Annotated in this window: 24 protein-coding genes and 1 pseudogene; 13 read left to right on the plus strand and 12 right to left on the minus strand. The window is 52.4% G+C overall.

Going from position 1 to position 26,277, the window contains the following annotated elements; genetic code table 11:
• Positions 1–119: 119 nt before the first annotated feature.
• The 3 genes from AC1MEK_RS27500 to AC1MEK_RS27510 all read right to left on the minus strand — a co-directional run bounded on the left by AC1MEK_RS27500 (position 120) and on the right by AC1MEK_RS27510 (position 2,526).
• Complete coding sequence (locus tag AC1MEK_RS27500; RefSeq protein ID WP_480399403.1) at positions 120–980, minus strand: alpha/beta fold hydrolase; 861 nt, start codon at positions 978–980, stop codon at positions 120–122.
• A gap of 162 nt (positions 981–1,142) precedes the next feature.
• On the minus strand, positions 1,143–1,949 hold the full coding sequence (locus tag AC1MEK_RS27505; protein ID WP_480399404.1) for an alpha/beta hydrolase family protein: 807 nt from the start codon (positions 1,947–1,949) through the stop codon (positions 1,143–1,145).
• A 40-nt stretch (positions 1,950–1,989) separates the two neighbouring features.
• Positions 1,990–2,526: a carboxymuconolactone decarboxylase family protein gene (locus tag AC1MEK_RS27510; RefSeq protein WP_480399405.1), complete on the minus strand. Its 537-nt coding sequence runs from the start codon at positions 2,524–2,526 to the stop codon at positions 1,990–1,992.
• 417 nt (positions 2,527–2,943) lie between these two features.
• On the opposite strand from AC1MEK_RS27510, the gene AC1MEK_RS27515 reads away from it, so the two are divergent.
• The 4 genes from AC1MEK_RS27515 to AC1MEK_RS27530 all read left to right on the plus strand — a co-directional run bounded on the left by AC1MEK_RS27515 (position 2,944) and on the right by AC1MEK_RS27530 (position 7,928).
• The gene (locus tag AC1MEK_RS27515) at positions 2,944–3,951 is read left to right on the plus strand and encodes a zinc-binding alcohol dehydrogenase family protein (protein ID WP_480399406.1); all 1,008 of its coding nucleotides are present in this window, start codon (positions 2,944–2,946) and stop codon (positions 3,949–3,951) included.
• Positions 3,952–4,006: 55 nt separating this feature from the next.
• On the plus strand, positions 4,007–5,191 hold the full coding sequence (locus AC1MEK_RS27520; RefSeq protein WP_480399407.1) for an L-dopachrome tautomerase-related protein: 1,185 nt from the start codon (positions 4,007–4,009) through the stop codon (positions 5,189–5,191).
• Positions 5,192–5,205: 14 nt separating this feature from the next.
• Positions 5,206–5,979 carry a glycine betaine ABC transporter substrate-binding protein gene (locus AC1MEK_RS27525; RefSeq protein ID WP_480399408.1) on the plus strand — a complete coding sequence of 258 codons (774 nt, stop codon included), beginning with the start codon at positions 5,206–5,208 and terminating at the stop codon, positions 5,977–5,979.
• A gap of 344 nt (positions 5,980–6,323) precedes the next feature.
• Positions 6,324–7,928, plus strand: a complete 1,605-nt coding sequence (locus AC1MEK_RS27530; protein ID WP_480399409.1) for a PAS domain-containing sensor histidine kinase — start codon at positions 6,324–6,326, stop codon at positions 7,926–7,928.
• A gap of 19 nt (positions 7,929–7,947) precedes the next feature.
• Here the strand turns inward: AC1MEK_RS27530 and AC1MEK_RS27535 are convergent, their stop codons facing one another.
• A complete protein-coding gene (locus AC1MEK_RS27535; protein ID WP_480399410.1) occupies positions 7,948–8,586 on the minus strand; it encodes a response regulator transcription factor in 639 nt (212 codons plus the stop codon).
• A gap of 77 nt (positions 8,587–8,663) precedes the next feature.
• Positions 8,664–9,425 carry an SDR family oxidoreductase gene (locus AC1MEK_RS27540; protein WP_480399411.1) on the minus strand — a complete coding sequence of 254 codons (762 nt, stop codon included), beginning with the start codon at positions 9,423–9,425 and terminating at the stop codon, positions 8,664–8,666.
• 407 nt (positions 9,426–9,832) lie between these two features.
• Here AC1MEK_RS27540 and AC1MEK_RS27545 point away from each other — a divergent pair, with 407 nt between their 5' ends.
• Positions 9,833–10,147: a putative quinol monooxygenase gene (locus AC1MEK_RS27545; protein WP_480399412.1), complete on the plus strand. Its 315-nt coding sequence runs from the start codon at positions 9,833–9,835 to the stop codon at positions 10,145–10,147.
• Positions 10,148–10,149: 2 nt separating this feature from the next.
• Here AC1MEK_RS27545 and AC1MEK_RS27550 read toward each other — a convergent pair whose 3' ends face one another.
• Positions 10,150–10,995 (minus strand): SDR family oxidoreductase, encoded by an 846-nt coding sequence (locus AC1MEK_RS27550; RefSeq protein ID WP_480399413.1) that lies wholly within the window; start codon positions 10,993–10,995, stop codon positions 10,150–10,152.
• Positions 10,996–11,091: 96 nt separating this feature from the next.
• Between AC1MEK_RS27550 and AC1MEK_RS27555 the strand changes: the two genes are divergently transcribed.
• The 3 genes from AC1MEK_RS27555 to AC1MEK_RS27565 all read left to right on the plus strand — a co-directional run bounded on the left by AC1MEK_RS27555 (position 11,092) and on the right by AC1MEK_RS27565 (position 14,215).
• Positions 11,092–12,012 carry an AraC family transcriptional regulator gene (locus AC1MEK_RS27555; protein ID WP_480399414.1) on the plus strand — a complete coding sequence of 307 codons (921 nt, stop codon included), beginning with the start codon at positions 11,092–11,094 and terminating at the stop codon, positions 12,010–12,012.
• A gap of 490 nt (positions 12,013–12,502) precedes the next feature.
• Entirely contained in the window at positions 12,503–13,114 is a 612-nt protein-coding gene (rclC, locus tag AC1MEK_RS27560) for a reactive chlorine resistance membrane protein RclC (protein ID WP_480399415.1), read from the plus strand.
• A 789-nt stretch (positions 13,115–13,903) separates the two neighbouring features.
• The gene (locus tag AC1MEK_RS27565; protein ID WP_480399416.1) at positions 13,904–14,215 is read left to right on the plus strand and encodes a hypothetical protein; all 312 of its coding nucleotides are present in this window, start codon (positions 13,904–13,906) and stop codon (positions 14,213–14,215) included.
• A 136-nt stretch (positions 14,216–14,351) separates the two neighbouring features.
• Here the strand turns inward: AC1MEK_RS27565 and AC1MEK_RS27570 are convergent, their stop codons facing one another.
• On the minus strand, positions 14,352–14,630 hold the full coding sequence (locus tag AC1MEK_RS27570; protein WP_480399417.1) for a helix-turn-helix domain-containing protein: 279 nt from the start codon (positions 14,628–14,630) through the stop codon (positions 14,352–14,354).
• Between the two features lie 269 nt (positions 14,631–14,899).
• On the opposite strand from AC1MEK_RS27570, the gene AC1MEK_RS27575 reads away from it, so the two are divergent.
• From AC1MEK_RS27575 to AC1MEK_RS27595, 5 genes are all read left to right on the plus strand, one after another.
• Entirely contained in the window at positions 14,900–15,334 is a 435-nt protein-coding gene (locus AC1MEK_RS27575) for a hypothetical protein (protein WP_480399491.1), read from the plus strand.
• A gap of 47 nt (positions 15,335–15,381) precedes the next feature.
• Complete coding sequence (locus tag AC1MEK_RS27580; protein ID WP_480399418.1) at positions 15,382–16,155, plus strand: SIR2 family NAD-dependent protein deacylase; 774 nt, start codon at positions 15,382–15,384, stop codon at positions 16,153–16,155.
• 53 nt (positions 16,156–16,208) lie between these two features.
• Positions 16,209–16,778 (plus strand): BPSL0761 family protein, encoded by a 570-nt coding sequence (locus AC1MEK_RS27585; protein WP_480399492.1) that lies wholly within the window; start codon positions 16,209–16,211, stop codon positions 16,776–16,778.
• 60 nt (positions 16,779–16,838) lie between these two features.
• Positions 16,839–17,489, plus strand: a complete 651-nt coding sequence (locus tag AC1MEK_RS27590) for a hypothetical protein (protein ID WP_480399419.1) — start codon at positions 16,839–16,841, stop codon at positions 17,487–17,489.
• 111 nt (positions 17,490–17,600) lie between these two features.
• Positions 17,601–18,809, plus strand: coding sequence for a Fic family protein (locus AC1MEK_RS27595; protein WP_480399420.1), 1,209 nt, complete (start codon positions 17,601–17,603; stop codon positions 18,807–18,809).
• 51 nt (positions 18,810–18,860) lie between these two features.
• Here AC1MEK_RS27595 and AC1MEK_RS27600 read toward each other — a convergent pair whose 3' ends face one another.
• From AC1MEK_RS27600 to AC1MEK_RS27620, 5 genes and pseudogenes are all read right to left on the minus strand, one after another.
• Entirely contained in the window at positions 18,861–20,222 is a 1,362-nt protein-coding gene (locus AC1MEK_RS27600; RefSeq protein ID WP_480399421.1) for a tyrosine-type recombinase/integrase, read from the minus strand.
• Positions 20,212–20,718 (minus strand): hypothetical protein, encoded by a 507-nt coding sequence (locus AC1MEK_RS27605; RefSeq protein WP_480399422.1) that lies wholly within the window; start codon positions 20,716–20,718, stop codon positions 20,212–20,214. Before AC1MEK_RS27605 ends, AC1MEK_RS27600 begins: the two co-directional genes overlap by 11 nt.
• Entirely contained in the window at positions 20,715–22,820 is a 2,106-nt protein-coding gene (locus tag AC1MEK_RS27610) for a hypothetical protein (protein ID WP_480399423.1), read from the minus strand. The genes AC1MEK_RS27605 and AC1MEK_RS27610 overlap by 4 nt, the downstream gene beginning before the upstream one ends.
• Positions 22,817–24,760, minus strand: a complete 1,944-nt coding sequence (locus AC1MEK_RS27615) for a hypothetical protein (RefSeq protein ID WP_480399424.1) — start codon at positions 24,758–24,760, stop codon at positions 22,817–22,819. Before AC1MEK_RS27615 ends, AC1MEK_RS27610 begins: the two co-directional genes overlap by 4 nt.
• Positions 24,761–25,155: 395 nt before the next feature.
• Positions 25,156–26,064: pseudogene (locus tag AC1MEK_RS27620) on the minus strand (YifB family Mg chelatase-like AAA ATPase); the annotation flags it as partial.
• Between the last annotated feature and the right edge of the window lie 213 nt (positions 26,065–26,277).

Raw genomic sequence — 26,277 nt, forward strand, 5'->3', positions numbered from 1 at the left:
AACATGCTCAAAGGAAGTGCGGATCTAAGATCGGGCGACCTTTTTTCAAAGTCTTTTGAAGCGTTTGTGGAGTCAAAATCAAGCGTTCTGAGGGGCTCGAGAACGCTTGAGCAGCTCACCTATCTGGTAGCGTTCGAGACGCTTACAAATGCCGAAATATGTCTGGCGGCACCCTGCGGGAATTGCAGATGGGGACCATGTCCTGAATCGGGGAACGTCACGATTTGGAGCGTTGGTAATTGATCGTTCAGCGCGTACCAATTTTCGACTGGAAAGACGATGTCGTGATCGGCACCGAGGTGTAGTACAGGGACGTGGGTAGTTTTCAGGACCTGCAACACAGCTTCGACCGGAAAAACCGGATTTTTGGGCCCGTCACCTAACTGAGCACCCGCCCACTCATAGGGTACAGCGGGACTTGCATCTTCCCGATACGCTGTCAGACGTTGCCAGGACCGTTCAGCAGCAGCCCGAGCAGCGGCCGACGACGGCTCGAAGAAGAGGCTGACGAAATCTTCGAAGTCGTTCTCACGCTTTGCCAGTTCGTAAAATAGCGCTTCACCTGGTTTGACCAACTGCCCTGGAGGGGTGGTCGCAATCAACACGATATGGCTGACCAATTGCGGAGCCTGCGCCAGCACGATTTGTGCGGCGATGCCTCCTACCGACCATCCTCCGAGAACGACTTTCCCGAGTTTGAGGGCGGTAGCAAGCTCAATGACATCCTTGGCCAAAGAACCCGGGTTGTAAGAGCGTTCCCCAGTTGACTGACCCAACCCGCTGTAGTCGAAGACAGTGACCTGAAATCCTTGCTCAGCGAGGCTGTCGAGGAACAACGGATCCCAAGAGTCCATCGTGCCGCGGAATCTGACGCACAGCACTAAAGGAGTTCCGCTACCGAACGTTCGGTAAGCCAGTTGCCGACCGCCCACTTCAACAAACTGTGTTTTTGCCTGAGTGCTCAATGATTGTTCAGTCATGTTGGAACTCCCTTCACTGTTAGATTGGAGAAAAAGCCTCATTCGGTTTCAGTGCCGTGGCGAGGCATACGCTGAGTGGTTCATGCAGGTGACAACTGGCCTTTGCGTTCGCTTGCAGACTTTCGGACAAGGTATCGCCGATGAGTGCCCATCAGTTTGCAGCTAGCCGCGCATCGCCACGGGATAAGGAAAGCTGGCCACAAACTCAACCGCATTACGGATCACCTGAGGATCTGAAAGGATTCGCCGGTGGCCTAATCCTGCAGTCTCCATCAACGTCGATCGCGTCCAGACCACATGCAATGCGTTTGATTGCGCCATAGGAACAACACGATCGTCAGCATCGTGGATGATCAGCCCTGAATGCTTGAGACCAGCTGACAGACTTGGCAGATCTACGTCTCCCAGGCTGACGCCCATGAAGTCTTCTGCCCAATTACAGAATCTTTCTGTCTGATGCTCGTTCAAGCCGTGTGCACGAGCAGTTTCAAGTGCCACGGCAATCAAAGATGTGGGCCCGCTAATGTGGACGCTGCGGCGCACAGTTAGCCCATTTGCCAACGCCCATAGAGCTGCTGTTGATCCAGCGGAGTGCGCAATGACTCCATGAATCCCACCCAGATGCTCCGCCAGTTTGATGGCAGCTCTTCCAGCGTGTATCACGCTGGAGACTTCGCCGCTGGAATGACCATGGCCAGGCGCATCGAATACCACTACAGAAAACCCGGCCGCGACCAAAGGTTTTACGAAACCCATCAGATGCGAACCACGGCTACACCAGCCGTGCATCAACATGATCAGCGGGCCGCTGCCATACATCCAAAAAGCGATCCGTTCTGCTTCGACCTCCAGCGATGCCTGCCACCCTTTATTGAGAAAGTTGATCTCTCGCAGGGAAGCAGATGCTCGATCCGGTACAGAGAATGCTCTGCAGGTCGCCTCAAAATCACCTTCAGCGAAATTGCTCATGATTCAGCTCCGTTGAACGATGGCAGCGCGGGGTTTTGCCTTATTGAGGCTTCGGAAAATCAACCACTGTGTCGTTGATGCGGTTGAATGCATTGGTGAATGTGATGATGGAAATCGCTAGGCCTACGTGGACGATCTGTTCGCCGGTGTAGCCCGCATTCTGAAGCGCAGCCACCTCGGCTTCCGGTAGCGTGCCTGGCTTCAGCGCGAGGGTGCGTACAAAGCTGATGAGAGCATCACGCTTCACGTCACCAGTGGCAGCTCCTTGACGAGCCAGAGTCATGGTTTCAGACGACAGGCCTACCATTTTCCCAACCATGCTGTGAGCGGCAACGCAGTAGTCGCAGCCAGCCAACTCGCTGATGACCAGTTTGACGATCTCTTGATCAGGCTTGCTCAGCGGCCCACCAGCCAAAACTTTGTCTGCAGACAGCATTGCTTTCAGGGCCTCCGGGGCCAACGTACCTAATGTGGCGTAAGCGTTTGGAACTTTGCCCAGAGCCTGCTTGATACCTGCATAAACTTCGGCAGTGGCGCCGGTTGCTTGCTCTGCTGAGATTGCAGTGAAACGTGCCATTTGAGATCTCCTGTGACGGTGATGCTTGGTAGGTGAGAAATGTATTGAAGTCGTTGACTCGACACACTCGTACCTCGGGAAGGGGGGCACTAACCTTTCGTATAGGTGCGCCCTCAAGCCCTCGGCGGCGAATCGGTTGATGTGGATGTTGCGCAGTCTGATGTTCTCCAAACAGTGGCGCATTCCAATAACTCTTTCGCGCACACGCGGAAGATCCCGGGGGGCGTGCTTTGTGTGCAGCCATCCAGGAGGTCCCTCTCTATATGGTTTGTCGCAAGGACTTTATTGGCAGACTCGGAGAGTCTGATTTTCAGATAAACGATGAAAGTCTTAGTGAGTTGCGATGGTTTTTCTTGGCAGAGCCCGAGGACACGATATGTCCAACGAACACACATCTCTGCTTAGGAGTTTCAAACCATGAAAGCTGTCGCCTATACCCAGCAAGCGCTGCCCATCGAAGACCCACGCTCCCTCATCGATATGGACCTGCCCAAGCCGACGCCTGGCCCACGCGATCTGGTTGTAGAAGTGCAAGCCATTTCGGTGAACCCAGTCGACACCAAGGTGCGCGCTCGCTCCGCTGCGACTGAGCCTAAAGTGCTCGGCTGGGATGCCGTTGGCATCGTTCGCGAGGTCGGAAGCGAAGTCACCCTGTTCAAGGCAGGTGACGCAGTCTTCTACGCCGGTTCCCTTGCCCGTCCCGGCAGCTACAGCGAATTCCACGTGGTCGATGAGCGGATTGTCGGTCGCAAGCCTCAATCAATAGACAACGCTCATGCCGCCGCGCTGCCGCTGACCTCCATCACCGCGTGGGAATTGCTGTTTGACCGCCTCGGCGTTCCACAGGGTGGTGGTGAAGGCGAGAGCCTGCTGATCATCGGCGCCGGCGGTGGTGTCGGTTCCATCCTGGTCCAACTGGCCCGTCAACTGACCAAGCTTACGGTCATTGGCACTGCTTCGCGCGATCAAACTCGTGAATGGGTCAAAGGTCTGGGCGCTCACCATGTGATCGACCATAGCAAACCGCTGGTGGAGCAACTGGAGCAGATCGGCGTCGGTCAAGTGACCCACGTTGCCAGCCTCACTCACACAGGCAGCTATCTGCCGCAATTGGTGGAAGCGCTTCGTCCCCAAGGCCAACTTGCTGTGATCGACGATCCGGACAGCCTTGATGTTATGCCACTCAAACGCAAGTCGCTGTCGCTGCACTGGGAACTGATGTTCACGCGCTCCCTGTACGAAACGCCCGACATGATTGAGCAGCATTATCTGCTGAATCGCGTGGCAGAACTGATTGACCAAGGTGTGCTGAAGACCACCTTGGGCGAGCATTTCGGGACTATCAATGCTGAGAATTTGCGCCGCGCTCATGCTCTGATCGAGAGCGGTAAGGCAACTGGCAAGATCGTACTCGAAGGTTTCTGACAGCCAAAAATTCGACTTTTAACAGGCCTGTTAAGGCAGGCCTAGGAGCACTCTCATGTCTACGAAATATCGTGTTTTTGGCTCAGCACTGGCCATCGCAGTTGCTGCCGCTAGCCAAAGCAGCTTTGCCACCGAAGCCAAATCACTGCCGTCAAACGCGCCGGCTGAAAAAACCATCGGTCATTTGGAGCAGGTGTTCACCTTTTATGGTGCGATGCCTACGGGTGTCACCGTGACCGAAAACGGCCGCATCTTTGTGAACTACCCGAAATGGGGGGACGATGTGTCTTTCACCGTCGGCGAAATTCGCGACGGTAAAGTCGTTCCCTATCCTAATGCTGCATTCAATCGCGAGGATCCCAAAGATCCGGCGAAAGGCCTGATCAGCGTTCAGAGCGTAGTGGCGGACGGGAAAGGCCGGGTGTGGCTGCTGGATACTGCGGCTCCCGGGTTTGCAGCACCGAAAGCTGGAGGGGCCAAGCTGGTTGCGGTGGACTTGGCAACGAACAAGGTTGTAAAGACGCTGGTGTTCCCAGCCAACGTGGTTCTGCCTAGCACCTACGTTAATGACATGAGATTTGACTTCCGTACCGGCAAGGAAGGTACGGTCTATGTCACCGACTCGTCCGTCTCAGGCCCGGGTGCAATCATCGTGATGGACATCGCAAGCGGCAAGGCCGTACGACGCTTGAATGGTGCTCAATCGACCTCTCCAGATCCGGATTTCGTGCCCGTTGTTGAAGGGCAGCACGCGCTGATCACCAAAGGCCCGGACGGCAAACCGCGGACACTGACTGTAGCCTCCGATGGCATCGCTCTGTCTGCCGATGGCAAGACCTTGTACTTCTGCCCTCTGTCCAGCCGCCATCTTTACTCCGTGCCGACAGACCTGCTGCGCGACCCCAACGTCACTGAGGCTCAGCTCGCGGCAGCGGTGAAGGATCTGGGCGAAAAAGGTGCCTCCGACGGTCTTGAAGCTGACGCCAACGGCGCCGTCTATGCCGGTGATTATGAGCACAACGGGATTCGTAAGCTTGCTGACGGCCAATGGCAAACAATCGTTCACGACCCTCGTGTGCTGTGGCCAGACACTCTGTCGATCGGGCCCGATGGCTACCTGTACTTCACCGCTAACCAGCTGCAGCGTCAGGCAGGATTCCACGACGGGAAAGACCTGCGTGACAAACCCTACAGCCTGCTGCGCGTGAAAATCGACGCCGCCCCGGCCCCAACTCACTGATATCGGAGGTCACTATGAAACCCCTGATTCGTCTGGGCCACATCGATTTGAGCTTTCATGCTGCCAGCGCTGCAGTCGTTCAACGCATCCTGGAGCGGTACGGGTATGAGGTGTCTTCCAGCACCTCACCTCACGAAAAGATGTTCCAACGTTACGGTGCCGGAGAGGTGGACATGCTGGTATCGGCGTGGTTGCCAGACAGTCACGGGGGCTACCTGGCACCTTTCGAACATGAGACACGTAAGCTGGGTGTGCTTTATCAGCCGTACTGCATCTGGGGCGTTCCCGATTACATCCCGGCCGAACAGGTCTCCACTGTCGCAGACCTGCTCCACCCGGAAGTCGCAAGCCGTATGAATCATCTGATTCAAGGTATCAACCCGGGTGCTGGGATCAGTAGGTTTTCTCGGGAAATCGTGGAGCAGTATGGATTGGCGGCCGCTGGCTACCACTTCGAAAACGGAACCCAGGAGCAGTGCTTCACAAGGTTCGAGTTTGCCGTGAAGCATCGGCAATGGGTTGTCGTACCGCTGTGGCATCCGCAGTTCCTGCATCACCACTACAAGATCCGTGAATTGGCGGAACCCAAAGGTCTCCTTGGAGGCAAAGATGACGCGACGCTGATCGTAAGGGAGGAAATGGCGCAGCAGATGCCAGATGAGCTGCTGCGAGAGTTGACATTGCTCAGTCTTGGGAACGCGGCGGTCAGCGAGCTTGATTACCTGATCTGCAGAAAAGGGTTGTCCCCACTTGCTGCCGCAGATATCTGGCTTGCTCGGCAATCTTGACCTTGTTCCACGCTAAGCTCATCAGAACGGCTGATCGCTCGAAAGCCGTTCTGATTCTCCCCACCCGAGTCCTTTCGCCGTTCCTTCTGGCTCAAGTTACTGGCACGAGCATCCTTGGATGCGACCACTTTCATTCCAGCAGTGCAGGTGCTACATCAATTTGACTATGGTCCTGCGCGTCCGCTTTAGTCGATCATGCTTCTAGTCTTTCCGGCTTCTTAGATAGCCCGGCCTAATTAAGCACCATCTAACTAGTGCGTCCATGAAGTAGCACATTTGTTCAAGAAAATAATGGCTGCTCCAGATTGCTGTAGGGATAGCTCTTAAAAACAACAGGGGGAGATATGGCCAGACCGATTACTCGCGCGGAGGCTGAGGTATTCGAGCTCTTCCATGACTCGGTTTTTGTAAGAGACATGTCAGGACAAATCCATTTTTGGAACTCGGCTTCGGAGGCGCTCTACGAATGGCCATCCAACCGTGCTGTGGGTTACGACGCCCGAGCGCTCCTCAAATGTGAACATCCTGATGGGCCCGAGGTCGCTCATGCAAAGCTGTTGGCTGAGGGGCACTGGAACGGTGAATTAAGGCGAACCACTGCGTCTGGCGGCCGCCTCCAAGTCAACGTTCGATGGTCATTGCGACGTAACGCAGCTGGAGATCCAATCGGTATTCTCGAAACGGCGCATGATATTTCGGCGGCCAAGGAGATCGAGCGGCGCCTGATCGACAGCGAGTACAGGTATCGCAATCTCTTCCAAGCCATGGCCGCATCGTTCTGGGAGCTCGACTTCACGAGGCTTGGACCGAAGCTGAAGGCCTTACAGGCGGCAGGAGTGACTGATCTGGAAAAGTACTTTCGCGACCACCCTTCGGTTGTTCGTGAGTACATCCGGGACACTAAGGTCGTCGACCTCAACGAACACAGCATCAGGCTTTTCGGTCGAGGAAATCGAGAGGAGATGCTCGGCGGCACCATCGATCCCTATTGGCCTGACGAAAGCATCCAGGTTTACGCTCGGTGCATCGTCAAGTCGCTCGCACGATTACCTAACAACATTGAGGTCACACGCCTCAAAACGCTGGATGGCCGAGAGTTCGAGTGCTTGTTCACCGCATGCTTTTCTAAAGAGAACATGGCGCGTGGGATCATTCTGATTGGAATCATCGACCTCTCAGAGCAGGTTGCAGCCAGGCAGGCACTGGAGGTGATGCAGACCGAGCTGGCGCATGCTGCGCGGATCTCGATTCTAGGCGAACTCACAGCGTCCGTAGCACATGAAATCAATCAGCCGCTCGCTGCGATTGCTGCTTATGCGGAGGCCGGCCTGCGCTGGCTTCTTCGACCAGAACCAAACCTCATGGAGGTTGAGTCTGCGTTACGCAACATTATTGGCGATGCGAAACGGACCGACGATGTCATCGCCCGGGTTCGAGGTATGGCGTTGAGGAGAGCTCCAGTGGAGAGCGCACTCTCCATCAACGAGGTCATTGAAGAGTCGTTGCAATTCACCCGCTACGAGCTCAAAAAACATGCCGTTGAGGTCGTACTGGACTTGGGCGCAGCTCTTCCCAAAGTGAAGGCAGACCGCGTTTTGATCCAGCAGGTGGTCGTCAACTTGGTCATGAACGCTGTTCAAGCGATGGCCTCTGTCGATGGTGGTAATCATCAGCTAGAGATACAAAGCAAGGCTCTGGCAAATCAAAAGATTGTGGTTTCTGTCAACGACAGCGGCCCAGGGATCGCCGCTGAACACTTGGCGAAGCTCTTCGAAAGCTTCTTCACCACAAAGGCGACTGGCATGGGGATGGGGCTTCCTATCTGTCGTTCCATCATTGAAGGCGCTGGTGGGACGATCGAGATATCAAATCGATCCGATGGCCAGAGAGGTGTAAGTATTAGTTTGGTTCTACCTGTACCATCGGAGGCGAATGGGGATGACAGCTAGTCCCATCGCTTCCAAGCTATCAGGCTTGTAGATCCTGTGCCACTCGCACCAAATCAGCCAGCGATGTGACTCGCATCTTGCGCATCGCGCTGGCACGATGAACCTTAACAGTAACCTCGCTGATCTCAAGATTTCCGGCGATCTGCTTGTTTAGCAAACCACTCACCACCCCATCCATGACCTGCTTTTCTCGATTGGTCAGCCCGTTGAAGCGCTCACGCATTTCCAGAAGTTGCACACGCTTTTTCAAGCTTTCGCGGTAGTTGAGTATCGCGGCGTTGACCGAGTCTAGAAAATCCTGGTGATTGAATGGCTTCGCAAAGAAGTCTACGGCACCGGCTTTCATCGCTTTCACTGACATCGGCACGTCCCCGTGCCCAGTCATGAAAATGATCGGCAAATCGATCTCCAGCTCCAGCATCTGGCGTTGCACATCCAAGCCGCTGTGACCCTTCAATCTGACGTCCAGGATCATGCAATGCGCTGTCTTGGACGCTGCGTCGGCCAACATCTCCATAGGTCCTGAAAATTCTTTGACGCGAAAGCCAACTGACCGTAGCAGACTACTCACAGCGCCGCGGAACACCTCGTCATCATCCACGATCAAGATGGTGGATGTTTCAGGAGAGAATTGAGATCGCTGGGTAGTCTGATTCATTTTTGTTCAATTCCATTGAGGACATGTCATGCGAGCGCCAGGCATTGAGCCTGGCGCTGGGTGTCATCTACTTGCGATCAGCCGACGGGAATCGGATTGTCGACCAGCGACTGGTTGAAACCGTGGATGACTTCATGTTCTTTCGAGCCAGGATTGTCTCTGAAGGGGCGAATGGCCTCAACGATAACCTCAGGCGCATCTGTGGCCAGGCCAGCCATGGTTTCCTCGATGAAGGCGTCCAGAGGCATGGCACGTGGATCATCACCTTTATGGATCAGATCAGTATTGACCCAAGGCGGCGCAATTTCCTGCACGGTTACTGTCGTATCACGCAGTGCAAAGCGCTGGGACAGGGAGTAAGAGTGCAGTGCTGCCTTGGTCGCCGAATAGACCGCGTTACCTGCCAGAGGTACGAAAGCCAGAACCGAAGTGTTGTTGATGATCACCGACCGGGGCTGTGATTTCAGGTGATCAATCAGAGCCGAGGTCAGCCGGATGGGACCATACAAGTTGGTGGTGATGGTGCCAATCATCGTCGCCTCATCGATTTCGCCCGCAGGATCATCGAAGGGCATGATCCCCGCGTTGTTGATCAGCACGTTGAGCTGAGGATAGCGGGCGATCAGTGTCTGTGCGACATCACGGATGCTCGTTGGATCGTTGATATCCAATTCGACCGCTTCCATGCCAGGGTTGGCACCGATAACCTCCTCCAGGAGCGCCTTCCGGCGACCAGCGATGATGACCTTATTGCCCAGCTTGTGGAACGCCTCAGCCAATCCACGACCAATACCAGACCCACCGCCCGTGATAAATACAGTGTTGTTAGTTAATTGCATTGCACCAGCTCCTGGGTGAAATAAAAAAGAAACATCTCGATTAATTTTTTCGGAGTATTTCCCGTAAACTTCATTAATACGGTAGCGTCATCGTTGAATCTGTACGAAGCCAACTGGCGGGTCAACTTATACGATAGGTTAGGTTTTGCCTTCCAAAGGTTTCCCCCCTTCGCTTGAGCCGCAAGCTGAATCAATTCTGCGTTCCGAAAACCTGAAGGTATGGTGGGCCTAATGCGCCTCAAGAAAAACCGACGAAAACCATAAACACCTTCTTTAAAATGCAGAAAGTCACGCTGCAGTCGTCTCGTCCTCGTCGGACCGGCGCTGAGTCAGCTCGAGATTGACAAAGCTGTACTATGTAGCCGAGATTAAATATTTCACTCCCGTAAAGCTTGAGGAAGTTATTTATGAGTCATGCTATCACCGCTGAAAAAACGCTCTATCTGGTCGCGCATTTAAAGGCGAAGATAGGGGCTGAGGGCCAACTGCTGGAAGCCCTCACTACATTGGTGCCCAAGTCCAGAGCCGAAGGCGGATGTATTCAATATGACCTTCATGTGGACGTGACTGACCCCACTGCATTCGTGGTTTATGAAATTTGGCGAGATCAGCAGGCCCTGGATGAGCACGCTGCATCGGCTCATTTTCAGACCTTTTTGAAGACGGCCGAGTCAACATTTGCAGCACCTCTAGACGTCCGGGTGCTGCAGCGCATCATCTGATTTCAAGCAGTTGGCCGTTCAACGAAGTCAGTTGAATAGGCGATACCTTCTTGCGATCTCAGATCTGCAAGGCGATCAGTCAACTGCTGTTGCATGGTGGTGAAAGCATCACTGCCAAGCACCAACCGTCTCGGCGCGGGAGTCTGGCTCACGCTATCGATCATGAGGGCGACCATTTTCTCCGGGTCGCCCATCGGTACTGCGGTTCTGTCAGCCAGCATCCGGCGAGCCATACTGGCAGGTGAGATATCATAGGCGGGCATGCGATCTCCGATGCGGGATCCTTCGTATCGGAATCCAGTTCGAGCGCTGCCTGGCTCCACCAATGTGCAGCCGATGTTGAATACCCCGACCTCACGACTCACCGAATCGACGAAACCCTCGATTCCCCATTTGGATGCGTGATAAAGCGATGCTCCAGGGAAAGCAGCCTGGCCTCCTATCGTGGACATTTGCAGAATTCGGCCACCGCCTGCTTTTCGCAGATGGGGAAGCACGCAGCGGATGAGCTGGATGGACCCAATCAGATTGGTATTGATCTGATGGAGGACCTGTTCGTCGGAGGCCTCCTCGGCAGCGCCGAACAATCCGTATCCAGCGTTGCTGACGACCACATCTATCTGGCCGAACCGGGCAAACACGCTATCTACGACCTTCCGAATCTGGGCCATTTGGTCAAGGTGGAGTGGTTCCACCCACAGATTGTCCGGATAACGCTGTAGCAGTGCATCGACGCTTGATAGCGTGCGTACGGTGCCAACCACTGTGTCTCCGGTAGCCAGTAGGTGCTCAGCCATGATTCGACCGAATCCGCTGCTGATCCCAGTAATAAACCAAGTGCGTTGCATGATGGATCCTTAACCGAGTGGGGATACCTGTATGCTAGTGGTCTACTTCAAGATTTTTAATGCGTCTGCGTCCGTCAAACATGAGCTATCGTCCAAATGAATAACGATCCTTTCTCTGATCTCATACGCGTTATCAGTGCCAAAGCGGTGGCATCCGGAGCGCTGGTCGCTGGGGGAGATTGGGCATTGGAGATTCCACCACCGAACGGAATCAAGTTCTGGGGTATTGCCCGAGGCGGATGCTGGGTCAAATTTCATGATATGGAACCGCTCCGGCTGGAGAGTGGTGAACTTCTTCTCCTCAAAGCACAGGTTCCGCTGACCATCGCGAGCGATCTCGGAGCTAACCGAACCACCCTGGATGATCTTATCTCGCGACGTGTCGGGGCCGTGTCGCATTTGGGCACGGGAGACGATTTCTTCATGGTAGGCGGCAACGTAGAGCTGGACCCTATCGGAGCGGATGTTTTGCTTGATGCGCTGCCACCGTATCTTCATTTAGAGCCGCAGGCGGCTGGCATGACGTCCACGAGGTGGATACTTGAACAACTGGTGCAAGAGCGTGAGGAGGACCGGCCTGGCTCTGGCGTGGCTTGCGCTCATCTCGCTCAACTCATGTTCATACAGATACTGAGGGCGTATCTGGAGTCGACCCCAGATGTTGCAACGGGGTTGCTGAAAGCTGCGTCCGACAGAAGATTACAGCCAGCCCTGAGGCTGATCCATCAGGATCCCCACCGCAGTTGGCAGGTGGAAGAGTTAGCTAGTGCTGCCGCAATGTCGCGAGCAGCTTTCAGTGCATATTTTAAACAGGTCGCCGGCGTAGCCCCCATTGGCTACCTCACGGCATGGCGCATGCGGTTGGCAAAAAAAGCGCTGCTAGAAGAAAAAATCCCCCTGATTGAGTTGGCCGCTCGTTCTGGCTATGCCTCCGAGAGTGCGTTCAGCAACGCCTTCAAACGGGTAACCGGCCTTGCGCCTCGGCGCTATCGGGAGTCGATGGCCGATTTCAACTAGGCTGCGCACTGCTAGTTCCTCATCTTCGGCTTTTTGCTGAAAGACTTATCTTGTTTGTCGGCTTTTTGCTGCTGAGCCCCTTCGGCGAAGATTCAGTCATCCACTGATAACTTAGCTTGAGGACTCAACATGGAAATCTCACGACGCAAAATTGCCCACGCTTTCGCGGCTGTTGAGGCTGCTCTGTTCATCGTTTGGGAAATGCAGAGCCGGTTTAACATTGGTACTCGCGCCGCTGCGAGTAAGTAGCCGCTAGAGATTTGCAGCTGGCCAAACCGTGCATTGATCGTAGCCCTAAAGTAAAGTCATGCCTATCTAATTATACCTTGGGATAATCACGGCTGGCTTTAGGGGTTATGGCTTAAAAGCTACCTGCTTCTGTATTCTTTTGTTTGATGAATTATTGTTCTTGTTCGTGAAGTGGCTGTACTCAATTCCGAGATAGGGAGAAGGGTGGGCCATGTTTACGACACAATTTCCGGAGTATGACATGCGAAATTCCCGCCCAAGATTTTATAATATTCTCACTACCGCCAGTCACCTCGATAAACTGGGCATTCATCTGATTCGATTGGGTGTTGCCATTATTTTCATCTGGATCGGTGCGCTGAAGTTCGTACCGTATGAGGCCGACAGCATCACTCCCTTCGTGGCGAATAATCCAGTGATGTCTTTGTTCTACGCGCATCCGGAGCAGTACAAAGCTCACCTTACCCATGAGGGCCAGCTTGACCCGGAAAAACGCCAGTGGCAGACAGAAAATCACACCTACGCGTTCTCCAATGGCCTGGGCACTGTTGAAATCATCATCGGCCTGCTGGTCCTGTCTTACATGTTCTCCCGCCGTCTCGGTATGGTTGGATCGCTGCTGGCGTTCCTGACCCCGCTGGTAACACTCTCATTTCTGATCACGACACCCGAAGCTTGGGTCCAAAATTTGGGTGACGCTGAGTTCGGATTCCCCTACTTGTCGGGCGGCGGACGGCTGGTGCTTAAGGATGTACTGATGCTGGCAGGAGGAGTGGTGATGATCGCGGATTCTGCTCGCCAGTTACTCCAACATAAGCCTTCACTGATTCCGGCGCAGATGCACAGCATTTAAAGCCATTAGGCGATACCTCGCCCCCCTTGGTTACGTTTCGGATACTTTCCAGTGACGAACCAGGGGCGGCGAGGTGTATCCCATCATGAACAGCTTATTTTGACGCTTCGCGTCACTGCGCAGCGCTCTCCCTGGCTGATGTCCGCTAGGCGTTATATTCTTTGAAGAAGCCGCCTCTAAGTAATCGCTCTAGCCCGACCGACTGCTTTCGATTGCAGACGATCACTAACGCACCACTCCATCAATGGAGTCGACAATCACTTCATCCGAATTCCCTCGAATGAGGGCATGGTTCCGAGCGTATCAAAGCGGCGGAAGCGAATGTATCGTCAGCTCGTCAAACCGCATATGGAAGGAGTCGGGATATGGATAGTGAGCGAGAGATTGAGAAATGGAATGCCGGATGGATGATCGTCGCTGGACGAGCGGTATGTGCTGGCTGCCTTGAAAGCCAGGCGCTGGAAGATTGTGAAAGCCAATTTCCTCATGCACCTACATGCGAGGCTAGCGATGAGCACGCCAGGCATCCGTGGGTTGCGCTGCACGACATCCTAGACCGCGCGAGAGGGTGAGTCGCATGTTAGCCCCTGAGGCCCGGCTTAAAGTTGAGCGGGCTGGAGCCGGAGACCTTAAGGTAGCTATCGACCCATAGCTGGCGGTGAGGAAGCACGGATAGCCCCTCGTGGTGGCCAGTCCAGGTAGTTGGCGGTGACCTCTCCTCCGGTCCTGCTCGTAATCAGACTAAACTTCAGCCTCCATATATTCGTTGGCCGATTGAGGGAGGTGGCGATGAAGGTTACTGGTGAAGTCCAGATGAAAGCCGTCACAGATGTTCTGTGCGATGTCTGCCTGCTTACTACGAAAGTCAAGAACGGTGGTTTTCAGTTTGGCACGCTGCAAGCACATTGGAGTTACGGTACGAAGCATGACGGCGAGCGCTACGAGGTACACCTTTGTGAGGGCTGCTTCTTCCAAGCAATTGCCAATCTCAAAGAGCAACGCCGTGGGCAGGCCATGTTTCGCGACGACGTTGAGATGGTAGAAGATGATTTCGGCTTGGTTGCCACAGACGATTTTTTCGGCGACACCGTCAGAGGCTAAACGGTGGGTGAAATTCGCTGACCAACGAGCCCTCCGGCTGATAGATCGTAGCTGGGCCTTCGCGTCGGTAGGCTGCAATTGCGTATCCTTAGACTCGGGTCGGCTAGGCTCTCTCCGGGACCAACCGCCATCTCAGTCAGCAAGACGATGTTCTCAAGGCCTTGATCTCGTCCTTAACCTTTCTCAACAGCGCATCTGCGTCGCCATCAAGGCCGACCTGCATGACGATGATCAATGTTGCTGGGTTGACCCCAAGCCGTTCAGCGAATTCTTCCATTTTCTCAATTGTTGGACTGCGGATTCCACGCTCGACTGTGGAGACGAATGACTGACTCGCACCGAGCTGCTCCTGCGCAATCTCTTTTCGTGATCGCACCTCTCTGAGTGCAGACCCAAACGCCAGTTTGCGTTCCATTTGCTTATCCACAAAAGGAACGATGGAGCCTCATCAGGGACGCAGACACTATGCTGTATACAGCATATATGGCAAAATTATGCTCCACTCCAGATCAATCACTCCCTCACGCGTTCGCCTGCCGTTTTAGATGAGAGCAAAGCCAGTGTTTGTTTCAGACCCCCAAGAAGAAATCATCACGCTATTCGGGAATGGTGTAGCAATTGATTTACGTACTTGATCCTACAGAGCAGACGGTGTTCATAAGGTCGCATTGCGAATTAGAAGGCATAGGCTTTCTGCTCACAATCACCTCTGCCCGAACGGGGAAGAGTGACCGCGCAGCGATGGTGAGCTGTGCGTATGAACTTCAGCACTATATGACTGCCGCACCCGACGTTGAGATCAGTAACGTGCAGATGCTATGCCCGCCAGCCCTGACTCGCTCCGACAGATGGAGCTTGGTGGAGCTTGACCAAATCACTTGCTACCAAGGCATCACAACCGAAGAAAGTGCCGTGGTGTATCGCACGGCGCAGGGCATTTACAAAATTGGGGCGCTCGACCTCCGGATGAAGAAAACATCGAAGGTATGGTTCTCGAAAAAGCGCTTGGCAAAGCATCAACCACGAATCTCGGAGTCACATCGCACTGTTGAAGGCCCCAGTATGTATGCGCCCCTGTATTTGAAGACGTCATCAACATCAGATGTGAGCTTTCAGTGAGACCCAGCACCGTTTGATCCCCACGGCTGAGCTTTTGAGGACTCCTGATGACAGATTTCGAATATGCAGCGCGGGGCCTATCGAATGCTCGCGAGGTTGTAGTTTTCACGGGAGCAGGTATTTCGGTCGAGAGCGGCATTGCAACCTACCGAGACCCGTTGACCGGGATTTGGGCCCAGCATGATCCGCGGACATTAGAGACGGCGAACGCCTTTCGCGAAAATCCGCCCTTGGTGTGGGGATGGTATCTGTGGCGACGGCAGCAGGTTGCGAGCGTCCAGCCAAACGCTGCCCATTATGCAGTCGGCCAATTGGCAGCCACGGGCCGCAAAGTATCTGTAATCACTCAAAACGTTGATGATTTGCATGAGCGAGCCGGCTCTCTCGGTGTGCTGCATCTGCACGGTAGCTTGTCTACGCCAAAGTGCTTCGCCTGTCATCGCCCCGGTAAACCGCCACAGCAACAAGTGCTCGATCCAGCCGATGGAGCACTGGTCGAGCCACCGCGGTGTGTTCGATGTAATGGAAAACTTCGCCCTGGCGTCGTTTGGTACGGCGAGGATCTGCCGGCGGACATTTGGAAATCGGCCATCACATTGGTAAGGAGCTGCGATGTTCTGATTTCTATAGGCACCTCCGGGGTCGTCACTCCTGCGGCCGACATTCCTGGACTTGCGTTGTCATGTGGTGCAACCGTCATTCACGTCAATACGGAGGATGTCAGCACCATCGGGCCGAATGAGCTAATGCTCATCGGGAAAGCCACAGAGGTTCTGCCGAAGCTTTTTGCCCTTGTCCCTCGTGCGGAGCAATCACAATGACCACACCCTACGAGCGGACCCTTAGCGTGATTGAAACGGGCAGTTTCTTGGCAATGCTTTCGCGAGATAGATCATTACCTGACAACGTCCGGGACCAAGCCAAACAACTCCTCCGACACTACCCTAGTCCACAAGCCGTGAGACTGGCGGGACGATGCGAGGCGATCAGGCAGAATGAAATTTCGAGGCTTCCTATCAGCCCTCAAACTCTGCATCCAGTATTAGCGACCTGGCCTCTTCTCGAACCATTTTTCTGTGATTCAACGGAACGCGATACGCCGGAGCCAAGTGCTCCACCGGCTTCGGTCACTGTGCCCAGGTTGCAGCCCCTCTCCGGTACAGAAGGAGTGCGCTTGGCGGTCGATCTTCAAATATTAGGGCTCGCGCACTCGACAGGGGTTGGTTGCTTGAGTGTCGAGTATCGCTGCTTCACATCAGTCAGAGCGACGGTTCTCTCACGCGCTACTGTGGTGCTGGGATCTCGGGCAAGGGCAAGTACCTGGTTTGAGAGTCGTATCCGAAGTCTGAATAGGCGAAAGCCCTGCACGCTGATGGGCGACGCCCACGAATTCAAAGAGGTCATGTACGTTTTGATGCGTATCGAATACGGCATTTACCAATGAGGTGGATCTCGCTTGGAACGCCTGAGCAGGTCGTGAGTATCGCCGAAGGGGAGTAACCCAATGCCTAATAACAGAATCAAGGTCAGCCGATCCACACCGAGCGATGTCTTAGCACCTGAAGGACAAGGCACCATCCGGTTAACCATTGATCTTGATGGCAGATACTCCTCATCCGCAGTGGAGGCGTACCTTGACGCTATCGACATCTTGAACCGGGTCATGCCTGCGTCAACACAGCCCTCATGTGCAGAAGAAGATGAACCTCCATGCCGCTCAGAGAGCACTCGGCATACAAGATTGTTGCTGACACTGGCGAAGATGCTCTCCCAGACGCTGGACACAATCATCAGCAGTGGCGACTGGCTTACCGTCCATGATCTGGCAGCTCTCGCGGGTGCCGAACCGCTGGAGTTCGGTCAGCGACTGGCTCGATGGGAAGCAGAAGGACGTATCTTCGGCTTCAATCACAAAGGGATTCAGCTGTTCCCTCGCTACGCCCTTGACCCTGCTCGCTTATTCGAGCCGGTTGAGAGATTGAGTGAAATCATCACTGTCCTCGCCACCAACAAGAATGGATGGTCGATGGCTTGCTGGTTCGGGTACACCAACAGCTATCTTGGAGCCAAGGCTCCTAAAACCTTGCTCAGCTCCGAGCCAGATAAAGTCCTTGATGCCGCGCGAGATGCAGTCATAGGGATCCTTCACGGCTAATGGAAGGCGTATCTGGCCAAGGTGAGCACCTCGTCCCCGTAGACATCGATTTCTCCAGATGAAAACGGAAACTTCAGGTCGGTTGGGCTTCATTGAAGGCTACGTCAACAAATGACACTGACACCCTACGTCACCCAGGATAGAGCTCCAGACGATCTCAAGGACGCTGTTGCCGAGCTTATCTATCTCGACGCGGCGTTGAATGCAACCATCCCCGAATCGCTACGCGCTCCGATGATCCATCTGCAACGTCAGGTGAATTCGTACTACAGCAACAAGATCGAGGGAAACTCGGCGTCGTTTGCCGATGTGCTACGTGCTAAACCAAGCGCAGCAGACGATGAAGCAGTACCGGATTTGTTAGAAATCAAGTGTCACATCGAAGCTCAGACCCGACTCTCCAAAGATCCGATCAAGATGTCGGAAATCACCACCCGTGAATCGATCACACGCATCCATCGTGAGCTTTACCGAGGAATACCCGAAAAAAACCTGCGTATCAACGCCGAGACCAGGGGCCAACTCATCCCTCTTGTACCAGGAGAGATTCGCACTCGTGGAGTGCGGGTGGGTCGTCACATTCCGCCGGCCGCGGAAAAGATCAGGTCTTATCTGACGTGGTTTGAAGAGGCTTATCGGTTGAATCGATTACATGGACTGGCACCGTTGATGGCTGCGGCGGGTGCTCACCACCGCTTTCTCTGGCTGCACCCGTTTATCGATGGCAATGGAAGGGTGGGCCGACTGCTCACCGATGAGTATCTTAAAGCCGTTGGCCTGAAGGGTTACGGGCTATGGACAATGAATCGCGGATTTGGCCAGGATGTCGATGGGTATTACGCCGCTCTGAAAGCTGCCGATCATGTCCGTAAGGGTGACTTTGATGGGCGTGGCAAACTCTCCGACAGTGGCCTGCTCAAGTTCACCGAATTCTTCATTACGACAGCTCTCGATCAGGTGCGATTTATCACCGCGCTTTTGCAACCTCCCATGCTTGCTCACCGTATTGATCAATACTTTCAGATGCGCCAACGGTTCGTGCTTACGGAGGAAAATGGAGACGCGCTACCGATTCTGCGTATTGAGGCCCTTCATCTCTACCGCGATCTATTTCAGCGCGGCCCAATGCGTTGTTCAGAGATTCGAGCCAGACTGGGTCTTGGCGAGTCTAAGATGTACGATGTGCTCGGGCAGATGGCAAGTGAAGGCTTCATCGCCACGGACGAAGATGGGCGAATCTCGATCAGACTGCCTGGACACCTAATCATTACCCTGTTTCCTGGCCTTTGTAGCAGTCCAGGCAATACCCCCACGGTGTGAGGCATCAAGATAAAGTATCAAATCATTACAATATCTTCTACTGCGTAGGCTTTACAGCAGGTCATTAAGCTCATCTGCAATAACTTCTAGCAACTCACTCAACCCTTTGTCGCGTTTGGTAGCGCTAAGCTCTGATTTCATCATTTGGAGCGTGCCTTGTAGGGATGATAGTTTCATGTCTTTCGTGGCCGCATCAACCACTTCAACATGATTAGTAAGCTCGGCAAATGCTAAGTCGATATATATATCTAGTGAGCTTAGAAGCCTGTGCCCGGTGATCTGCTGTATTTGTTGCTTAAGGGCGCCAGCGTTGGTCATAAGGCGTCTGCAGTCATCAATATTTTTTAGGTCGTGCTGCTTGATCAGTTTGACGAAGTACTGAGTAATGAAGCGATGGCGAAACATATGCGGGGATGTTCGCTCAGTGATTCCACCCTGCTTTGCTAAAGCGGAAATTTCTTGAGTGACTGTGTTCGCGAGTAATGCTTTGCCTGACGTCGCGCTGATAAACAAAGCGCCATGATCTTTGATGCCTAGTCTTTTTATTAGCGGCGCACGGTTGAATCTTATAAAATTTTCCAAAAGCTTGAGGTCTGTTTTTGATACAGGTACGAGCCTGCTGGTTGAGCGGTTGCCACCACGTTTTAATGTGTCCATTTTTAAAAGATGGGGTGTTTCACTCAGCGCCGAATAAACGCTTTGAACTGTAATGGTCACAAGTTCAGAACGACGACAGCCAGTTGATTCCAGAATTCTCAGCATTGCGAATCGTCGCTTCCGGACGAAAAGGTCCTCAGTCGCAGCTGCAGCCGTAGTGAGCTTTTTGATGTTGGTTGCAGATATTGGGAACCGTTTTTTTAGAGGTGATGGGACCGGAAATGATCTGTGGAACCAGTACGATTTGGTGATCGTGGTGCCCTTGTCTACATTTCTGATGCTTGCTTGTCTTCGTTCTCCCTTGATAACCCCTTCGGGTGACACGAAGTTTTCATCGAATCGCATTTTTCCCACATGCGATAGTAGTCCGAGACAATTGCGCCCAATGTTGATAACACTATTGCGGGATCTGGGTTCTCTATTTTGAGAGTGTTCATTATGGGTCGAGAGCGTTCGAATGAACATGGAAAATCGCGAATCCGTCACTTGTGATAGATCGATATTGTTTGCGAAGCAGTAGCGTAGTAGGTGGCTAATATTTGCAGCGTATGCTTTAAGAGTACCCCCTCCATTTTTTCGTGAGAGACCTCTTTTAAAGAGACTATACATGTAGTTATTAGAGTAGTGGCACCATGATCCGTCAGGATAGCGCAGCATAGGTATCGCCGACGCCTCGGACATGTAAACAAAGCCGTCATCAAAAAACCATGGGATTTCAAGGTTGTTAGAGGTCAGGGTGTAAAGTTTACGAGGCATGTCTGGATCTCATGAACTTTAGCAGATCGAAGCTTTCTTTTTGTTGTTTTTCACATAGCCTGATTTGCGTCAAATCTGATGTTTTGTTTGCAAAATATCTTGCCTGCTCCATGCTGTCATTGAGCACGCCTGAATAAACCAGCAATTCCTCATTAAGCAGCTGTATCTCTAATTTTAAAGCCGCGATGGACTCCGCTGCATTTGGTCTGCGAGTGGCGGAAGTGATTTTTGCGTTCTTCTCGATGTCTTCAAACGCAGTTAAAGCCGCGAGTCTTGCCAGGTCTAACGCTTCAAATCCACCTTGTAGATACTTATCAGCATGAGCCTTCAACGTATTCAGTGAAGAAGCTTTAATACCGAACCGCGCGTTTTGATACGAAGCGAGAGCCGCTTGATTTGCTACATCTTTTCGGGTCAGTCCAGGTTCAGGCTGTAGCGATAGTGGTAGATTAAGAATTTTGAAAAGCGCTAGCACTGACGCTTGTTTATTATTCATTGCGTTGACCTGAGAGTTGTCACTATCTGATAATCAGACCCGTCATCGCCCTCAAAGAAGTGAGGTTCGACTGTGAGGTTACCATCTTCAATCAGAGATTCAATGTAGGTTTCGACTTCGCTGGCTTCGAGAACCTCAAATCGGGTAGTGCCGAAATGCCGAGCCAATGCGTCTTCGAGCGCGCCATGAGTTTCCGAGTCCCCTCCGAACAGATGATCAGACACGTAAGCACTTTTGACGCCTCTCAAAACGTCCCCTGGCGTCGTTTCAGTAATGTAATGGTAAAGGTGTTGCGCGTCGGTGTGGGCAAGAAACCATCTTAATGTTTCCAGTCCGCCATCAGCGTTACCCCAAAAGAACATCATTGCGAACCCTCTACGCAGCTGATGTTGTCGGAAGTAATACCTCTGAGTTTCACTGTACATAGGGGTTTCGAAATAATCGCAAAAAAAATCGAGTGATCGATTGTATGTCGGAGCCGTTAGGCGATCATTGAGGCCCGTTGCGAATCTGTTCGGAGGTGTGAAGAGTGGGTAATACTGCTTAATGAGGCCGGCCTCCAGTAGCTGGCGCTGAAAAACCGATATCCCCTTGATGATGTTTGCAGCGAAGTCTGGTATTGGTCGCTGAATGATTTCTCGTAAAGACATGTAGCCTGATTTTCGATTTGCGAATACCAAATATCGTCCAGTTTTGTCCAAGCACTGGAATGGCATTAACTCAATTAGCTCGGATTGCCGCCTTGCCATTAATAATCCGATTATCATTTGGGCTGCTCCGTAGTAAACTCTAAGCATCTCCCACAGGCCTTCATTCCCTCGAAAGCGGGCAAAGTAGTCTTGTCGATCAAAGACCCTAGACCTATTAGCGTCGTAGTTTTGTTCGTTATAGTTTACATGTGCGCTCAATGACCAGTGTTTTATTCCACTCTTGACTGCCTCGTCACCGAGGCTAGCCCACCGCTCGGTCGAGAAGCCTTCATCATGAACGCCCCGTGGGTTATTTTGTTGAGCAGTCATCACTGCTAAGGCCCGTTCAAAGATTGTTGGGCCATGAGCAATTACAAACTCAATGGCAGAGCGCAGTGCCGGCAGCAAAGTGCTGGGCCTCAGTGTACGGTATCGATCAGTGGCTTCCAGATCAAATTGTGAAGTTAACTCCCTTGCGTTGAGATTACCTATCGCGGTGGTCGGAACTCCTAAGCTCAATCTTGTTAGCCTACTGACTGCCATGAAGCACCGGTAATACTTCAAAAAGCTACGCTCAGACATGTTTAATTTAGTTTGAGTGCGGGTTGGAGCGGAACCAAATTCACGAGCCAGGCCTTCGTACTGATCGAGATTCAGGCAATCCATAGATGAATTTATCCGAAATCCAATCAGCGTATTAGGAAGAATCCTTGCGGACAGCCTATGAGTTGGCGTGGCTTGGCGAAATCCAAACCGAGTAGTCCTTTTGTACAAGCTCTGCTTATACATCCAGATTTTGATCAAAATGCTTTCATTTTCGCTGAAGCCGGGAATGGTCTGGCTTTCTTGGATGAGGCGATACGTTAGTGGCTCATCCTTCGCAAATTCAATCGCGCTGGCTTGAGGAATTCCATTAAGAGCTACTCTGAAATACTCAGTGATTCGATGTGACCATTGGTAGATGGATTCTGAGACTGTTTTATGCCCTGACAGTTGGGCGAAAAATTTCTTAACATCACTCTCGGTTAGTAGATTCAATCCGAAAGTTGCAAGTTGGAAGCTTTTTGTATTTATTAGGAAATAGTCTATTATGTGGATGGACTTGCGAGTCAGTGAGTATGCAGTTTTGGCATCTGGTAGTATGCCGTTATTCATGACTGGGTTGGATTGAATGCATATCCAATTCTTGAAAGTGAGTAGTAGTTTTCGGTTTTTTTTAGCGGTCAACAAGCTGCCATCTTCGAGCTCAATGTTGAAGTCTATCTTGAAGCTCAGGTTGCGCACGAATTTAAAATCCCAGACGCTGTCGTCAAATGAGCTCTGAAGCCATTTGCTCTCGTAGCGAACCAAGTCGTTCGGGAATAGTTCTTTGAGAAAAGCAAGTTCTCCCACCAATTTTTCATGACCTGTCATGGCGTTACTTCCAATGAAAGAGTGGCTTCTTCAAGCGCCAATTTAAGGTCTGGGCGATCTTCAAGGTTGGCTCTTGAGTAGTTTAATATCTTACTGCTTAAGTCTGCCCATAGCTGTGTTTTCAGGTTGGATCCGCCAGTGACATATTTTCGTTCAAGTTTCAATAGTTGGAGGAATACGTTATAGTCAACACTGATTAGCAGCTGCGGCTCATGGAGAGGACTGCAATCCGGATCTGTTGTTTGCTCGTCGAATTTCAAAGCGTGATTACTAAGGAACTCTTCGATTTCATCCAGGGAATTAAAGTCCGAAGCTTTCAGAATGTTTTTGCTCCCTTTCATTGCTTCCAATACGATCCCTGCTTGGAAAAGCCTGATCCATCTCTCTTGAAAGAAGTCCCAGATGGGGGCGGGCAAATATCTAGAGAGTAGAGAGTGATCCAATTGGGCGTGACCGAGCGCCTCAGACATTTTGATCGCACTTCTAGTCTCCAGATAAACGAGTACCGCGGAGGTAGCCCGGACGGCAGTTAACGTTGACCTTTTCAAAAGCTCAACTGCCTCGCGATCGGTCATGCTGGTCATTGCTGATATCCGTTCTGCATGGTCACCTAGCACACCTGTCGTGGCGTTATAGGAAGCAAGCTTAGTCCGTTTGATCGCGCCAAAACTCTTATGCGAAGTCAGTAGGAGATAGCGCCAGTTATCATCTCCAATAGCTTGAAGGTGCTTTCTTGCGTAGTCGGTAATTCTAATTATGCTCTGCACAACACTTAGGGTGTAAGAGTCTAGGGCAACTATCACCTCAGCCAGTCTAATGCCTCTGCGGTACTTATAGCCTATAAGCTTTGGGGCGGTTTGTTCATCAATCAATCCAGTTTGCTTGCCTTGTTTATCAAAGAGTTCTAGACTTTCCAAAAAACCTGGTGTGATCTTACTATGTTTCAGAATAAGCATGACGCAATGTGGCTGTAATGAACCGGGAGTGACCAGCCCGAGCTCTCGTGCGACTTGACCTAAAGGTTCGGGAAAGATTTGCGTCCTTCTTTCCTGTAGAAACGTATAGCTGTGATGTTCAAAGTTCTTAGCGGCATTGGCGTACCAGTTAGGGTTGGCTCGGTCACGCTGCCACGCAATTAATTCTCCGTCACTTTGATTGCATCCAGCTTTTTGGATCTCTCTAATAATTCCGTGCTCTGATTCAAATTTGCGCCGAGCCCATCGACGATCATGATCAAGAATTTCTTCCTGGGCCCATTGTTCGATCCATGCCATGGAGGTTTTTAATTGATCAAAGATTTTGTAAAGAGCTTCCTTGTCGGTCAAACGTAACGGAATGTCGCATAGAAGCTTTGCGTGCACCAAACCGCTGCCGTTTATCGCATTTTTTACGTTGGTATGTGTTTCCTGTCTTTTCGGAAGAATTGGTAAGTTTGTGTAACCTGTACTCATGAGCCCTCGTTTAGCGAGGTGTTGAGTAATAAAGTTTGTAAATTCACCATTCCAATTTCTAGCAATTGTAGACAGTCTTTGTCCAGTCCCATCTGCATAATATTCTACAACAAAGTAGACAACAAATTGTTCCCAAAATTCTGACATTGCTAGATCAGATCTCAGCATTTCTATGCTCAGGTTGTTTGCGTTGATTTCGCAAAACTCGTTGAGCTGCTTCAAACCGTAAATAGTTGTTTGGCTTCTGCCGTTTAAATACTGTTGGGCTTCATCGTAGACTTTCTCACAAAAGTGAGCTCCAAATGTTCTGAAAAAACCACTCAAAGGTAAAAGTGATACCTTTCCTTTTCTATTTTGTATCGGCCATCCTTGCCAGTACCGCACTTTTAATATGTCTAAGTTGGTTTTATAAAACAGATTTGTATATTTTCTTATACTGCTTTCATCAAGTTCCAAATTCGGGTAGTCAAGTCCATTGAATGCTGCCAAGGCTCCTAAAAGTCTTATCGCACACCTTGATCTCTCTCGTACGACATTGTCGCCCCCTGGGAATAGGTCGCTATTGATGAAGCCCAAAAATCGAGGAGCGATCCTTTTGATTTGTGTGTTCGAGATTCTGGTCAAGAATTCCTGAGAGATTTGGAGAAAGCATTCCAGGCATCTGATGACGGTCGCACTGGAAGGGAGCCTGTAGTAGTCGTGCTCATCGCACGCGTACAGGTACGCCAGCGTGGGCTCGTCTAGGCGTTCGAAGGGATACGAGTCGTACTGAGCACCGCTTGAGAAGATTGGCAAGGAAATTTGCGAGGGATTTATCACGCTAACCTACTGAATCCGTGGGCTTTGTGCGATTTTTGACAAGTGGCTGAAGAAAGTCAAAAAATCAGCTCATCGAGAAACAGCACACCGTGGTGCGCCAGGGTGATTTCCCCGGGCTGCGGGCGGCTTCCTCCTCCGACCAGTGCAGGCCCCGATGCTGAGTGATGGGGTTGCCGAAAGGGCCGCTGCGGCCAACTGGTCAGCGGCGCGTGGCTGGCGACCGACTGGATGGCCGCAACCTCAAGCGCTTCGCGCTCGTCCAGCGGCGGCAGCAGGCCCGGCAGGCGGCTGGCGAGCAAGGTCTTGCCGGTGCCGGGCGGGCCGCTGAACAGCAGGTTATGCGCGCCAGCGGCGGCGACCAACAGCGCCCGCTTGGCGGCAGTCTGCCCCTGCACTTCGCTCAAATCGGGGTAGGGCTGGGTTTGCAGAATCAATCCGTTGGAGTTGTAAGGGGCGATGACCGTGTGGCCGTTGAGGTGCGACACCAGTTCAAGCAGATGACTCACTGCAATCACCTTCAATCCCGACGCCAGACAGGCTTCTTCGGCATTCACCGCCGGGACGATCAATGCATGCCCGGCCTCGCGGGCTGCCAGTGCAGCAGGCAATACACCCTGAACCGGCCGGATCGCCCCGGACAACGCCAGTTCCCCCAGGCACTCGACGCCATCGAGCGCCAGGGTCGGAATCTGTGCACTGGCCGCCAGAAGCCCCAACGCGATCGCCAGATCGAAGCGCCCGCCGTCCTTGGGCAAGTCTGCCGGTGCCAGATTCAGGGTGATGCGCCTGGCCGGAAACTCCAGCCGACAGTTGAGGATCGCACTGCGCACCCGGTCCTTGCTTTCCTTCACCGCACCTTCTGGCAACCCGACCAGCGTCAGGCTCGGCAAGCCGTTGGCCAGGTGAGTTTCAACAGTGACGGAGGGGGCTTCGACGCCGACTTGCGCGCGGCTCAAGACAATGGCCAGAGACATGATCGATCCTTGAACGGCACCGCTTTGTGCGGCGTGCTCAAGGTTAGTCGGGGGAAAGGTTGAGTGAGCCGCGCAAGTTCTACGGCATGTTTCCCCGTGAGCGCGATAATCTGCGCCCATAGAGGTATCTTGTCTCCGAAGTCAAAGGCATTTACCCCACTCCAATCTATTGCGAAGTAGTAGAAATAGGACGGTTTCGTTTTCGGGTAGCGC

The organism is Pseudomonas sp. 2 (assembly GCF_056627435.1).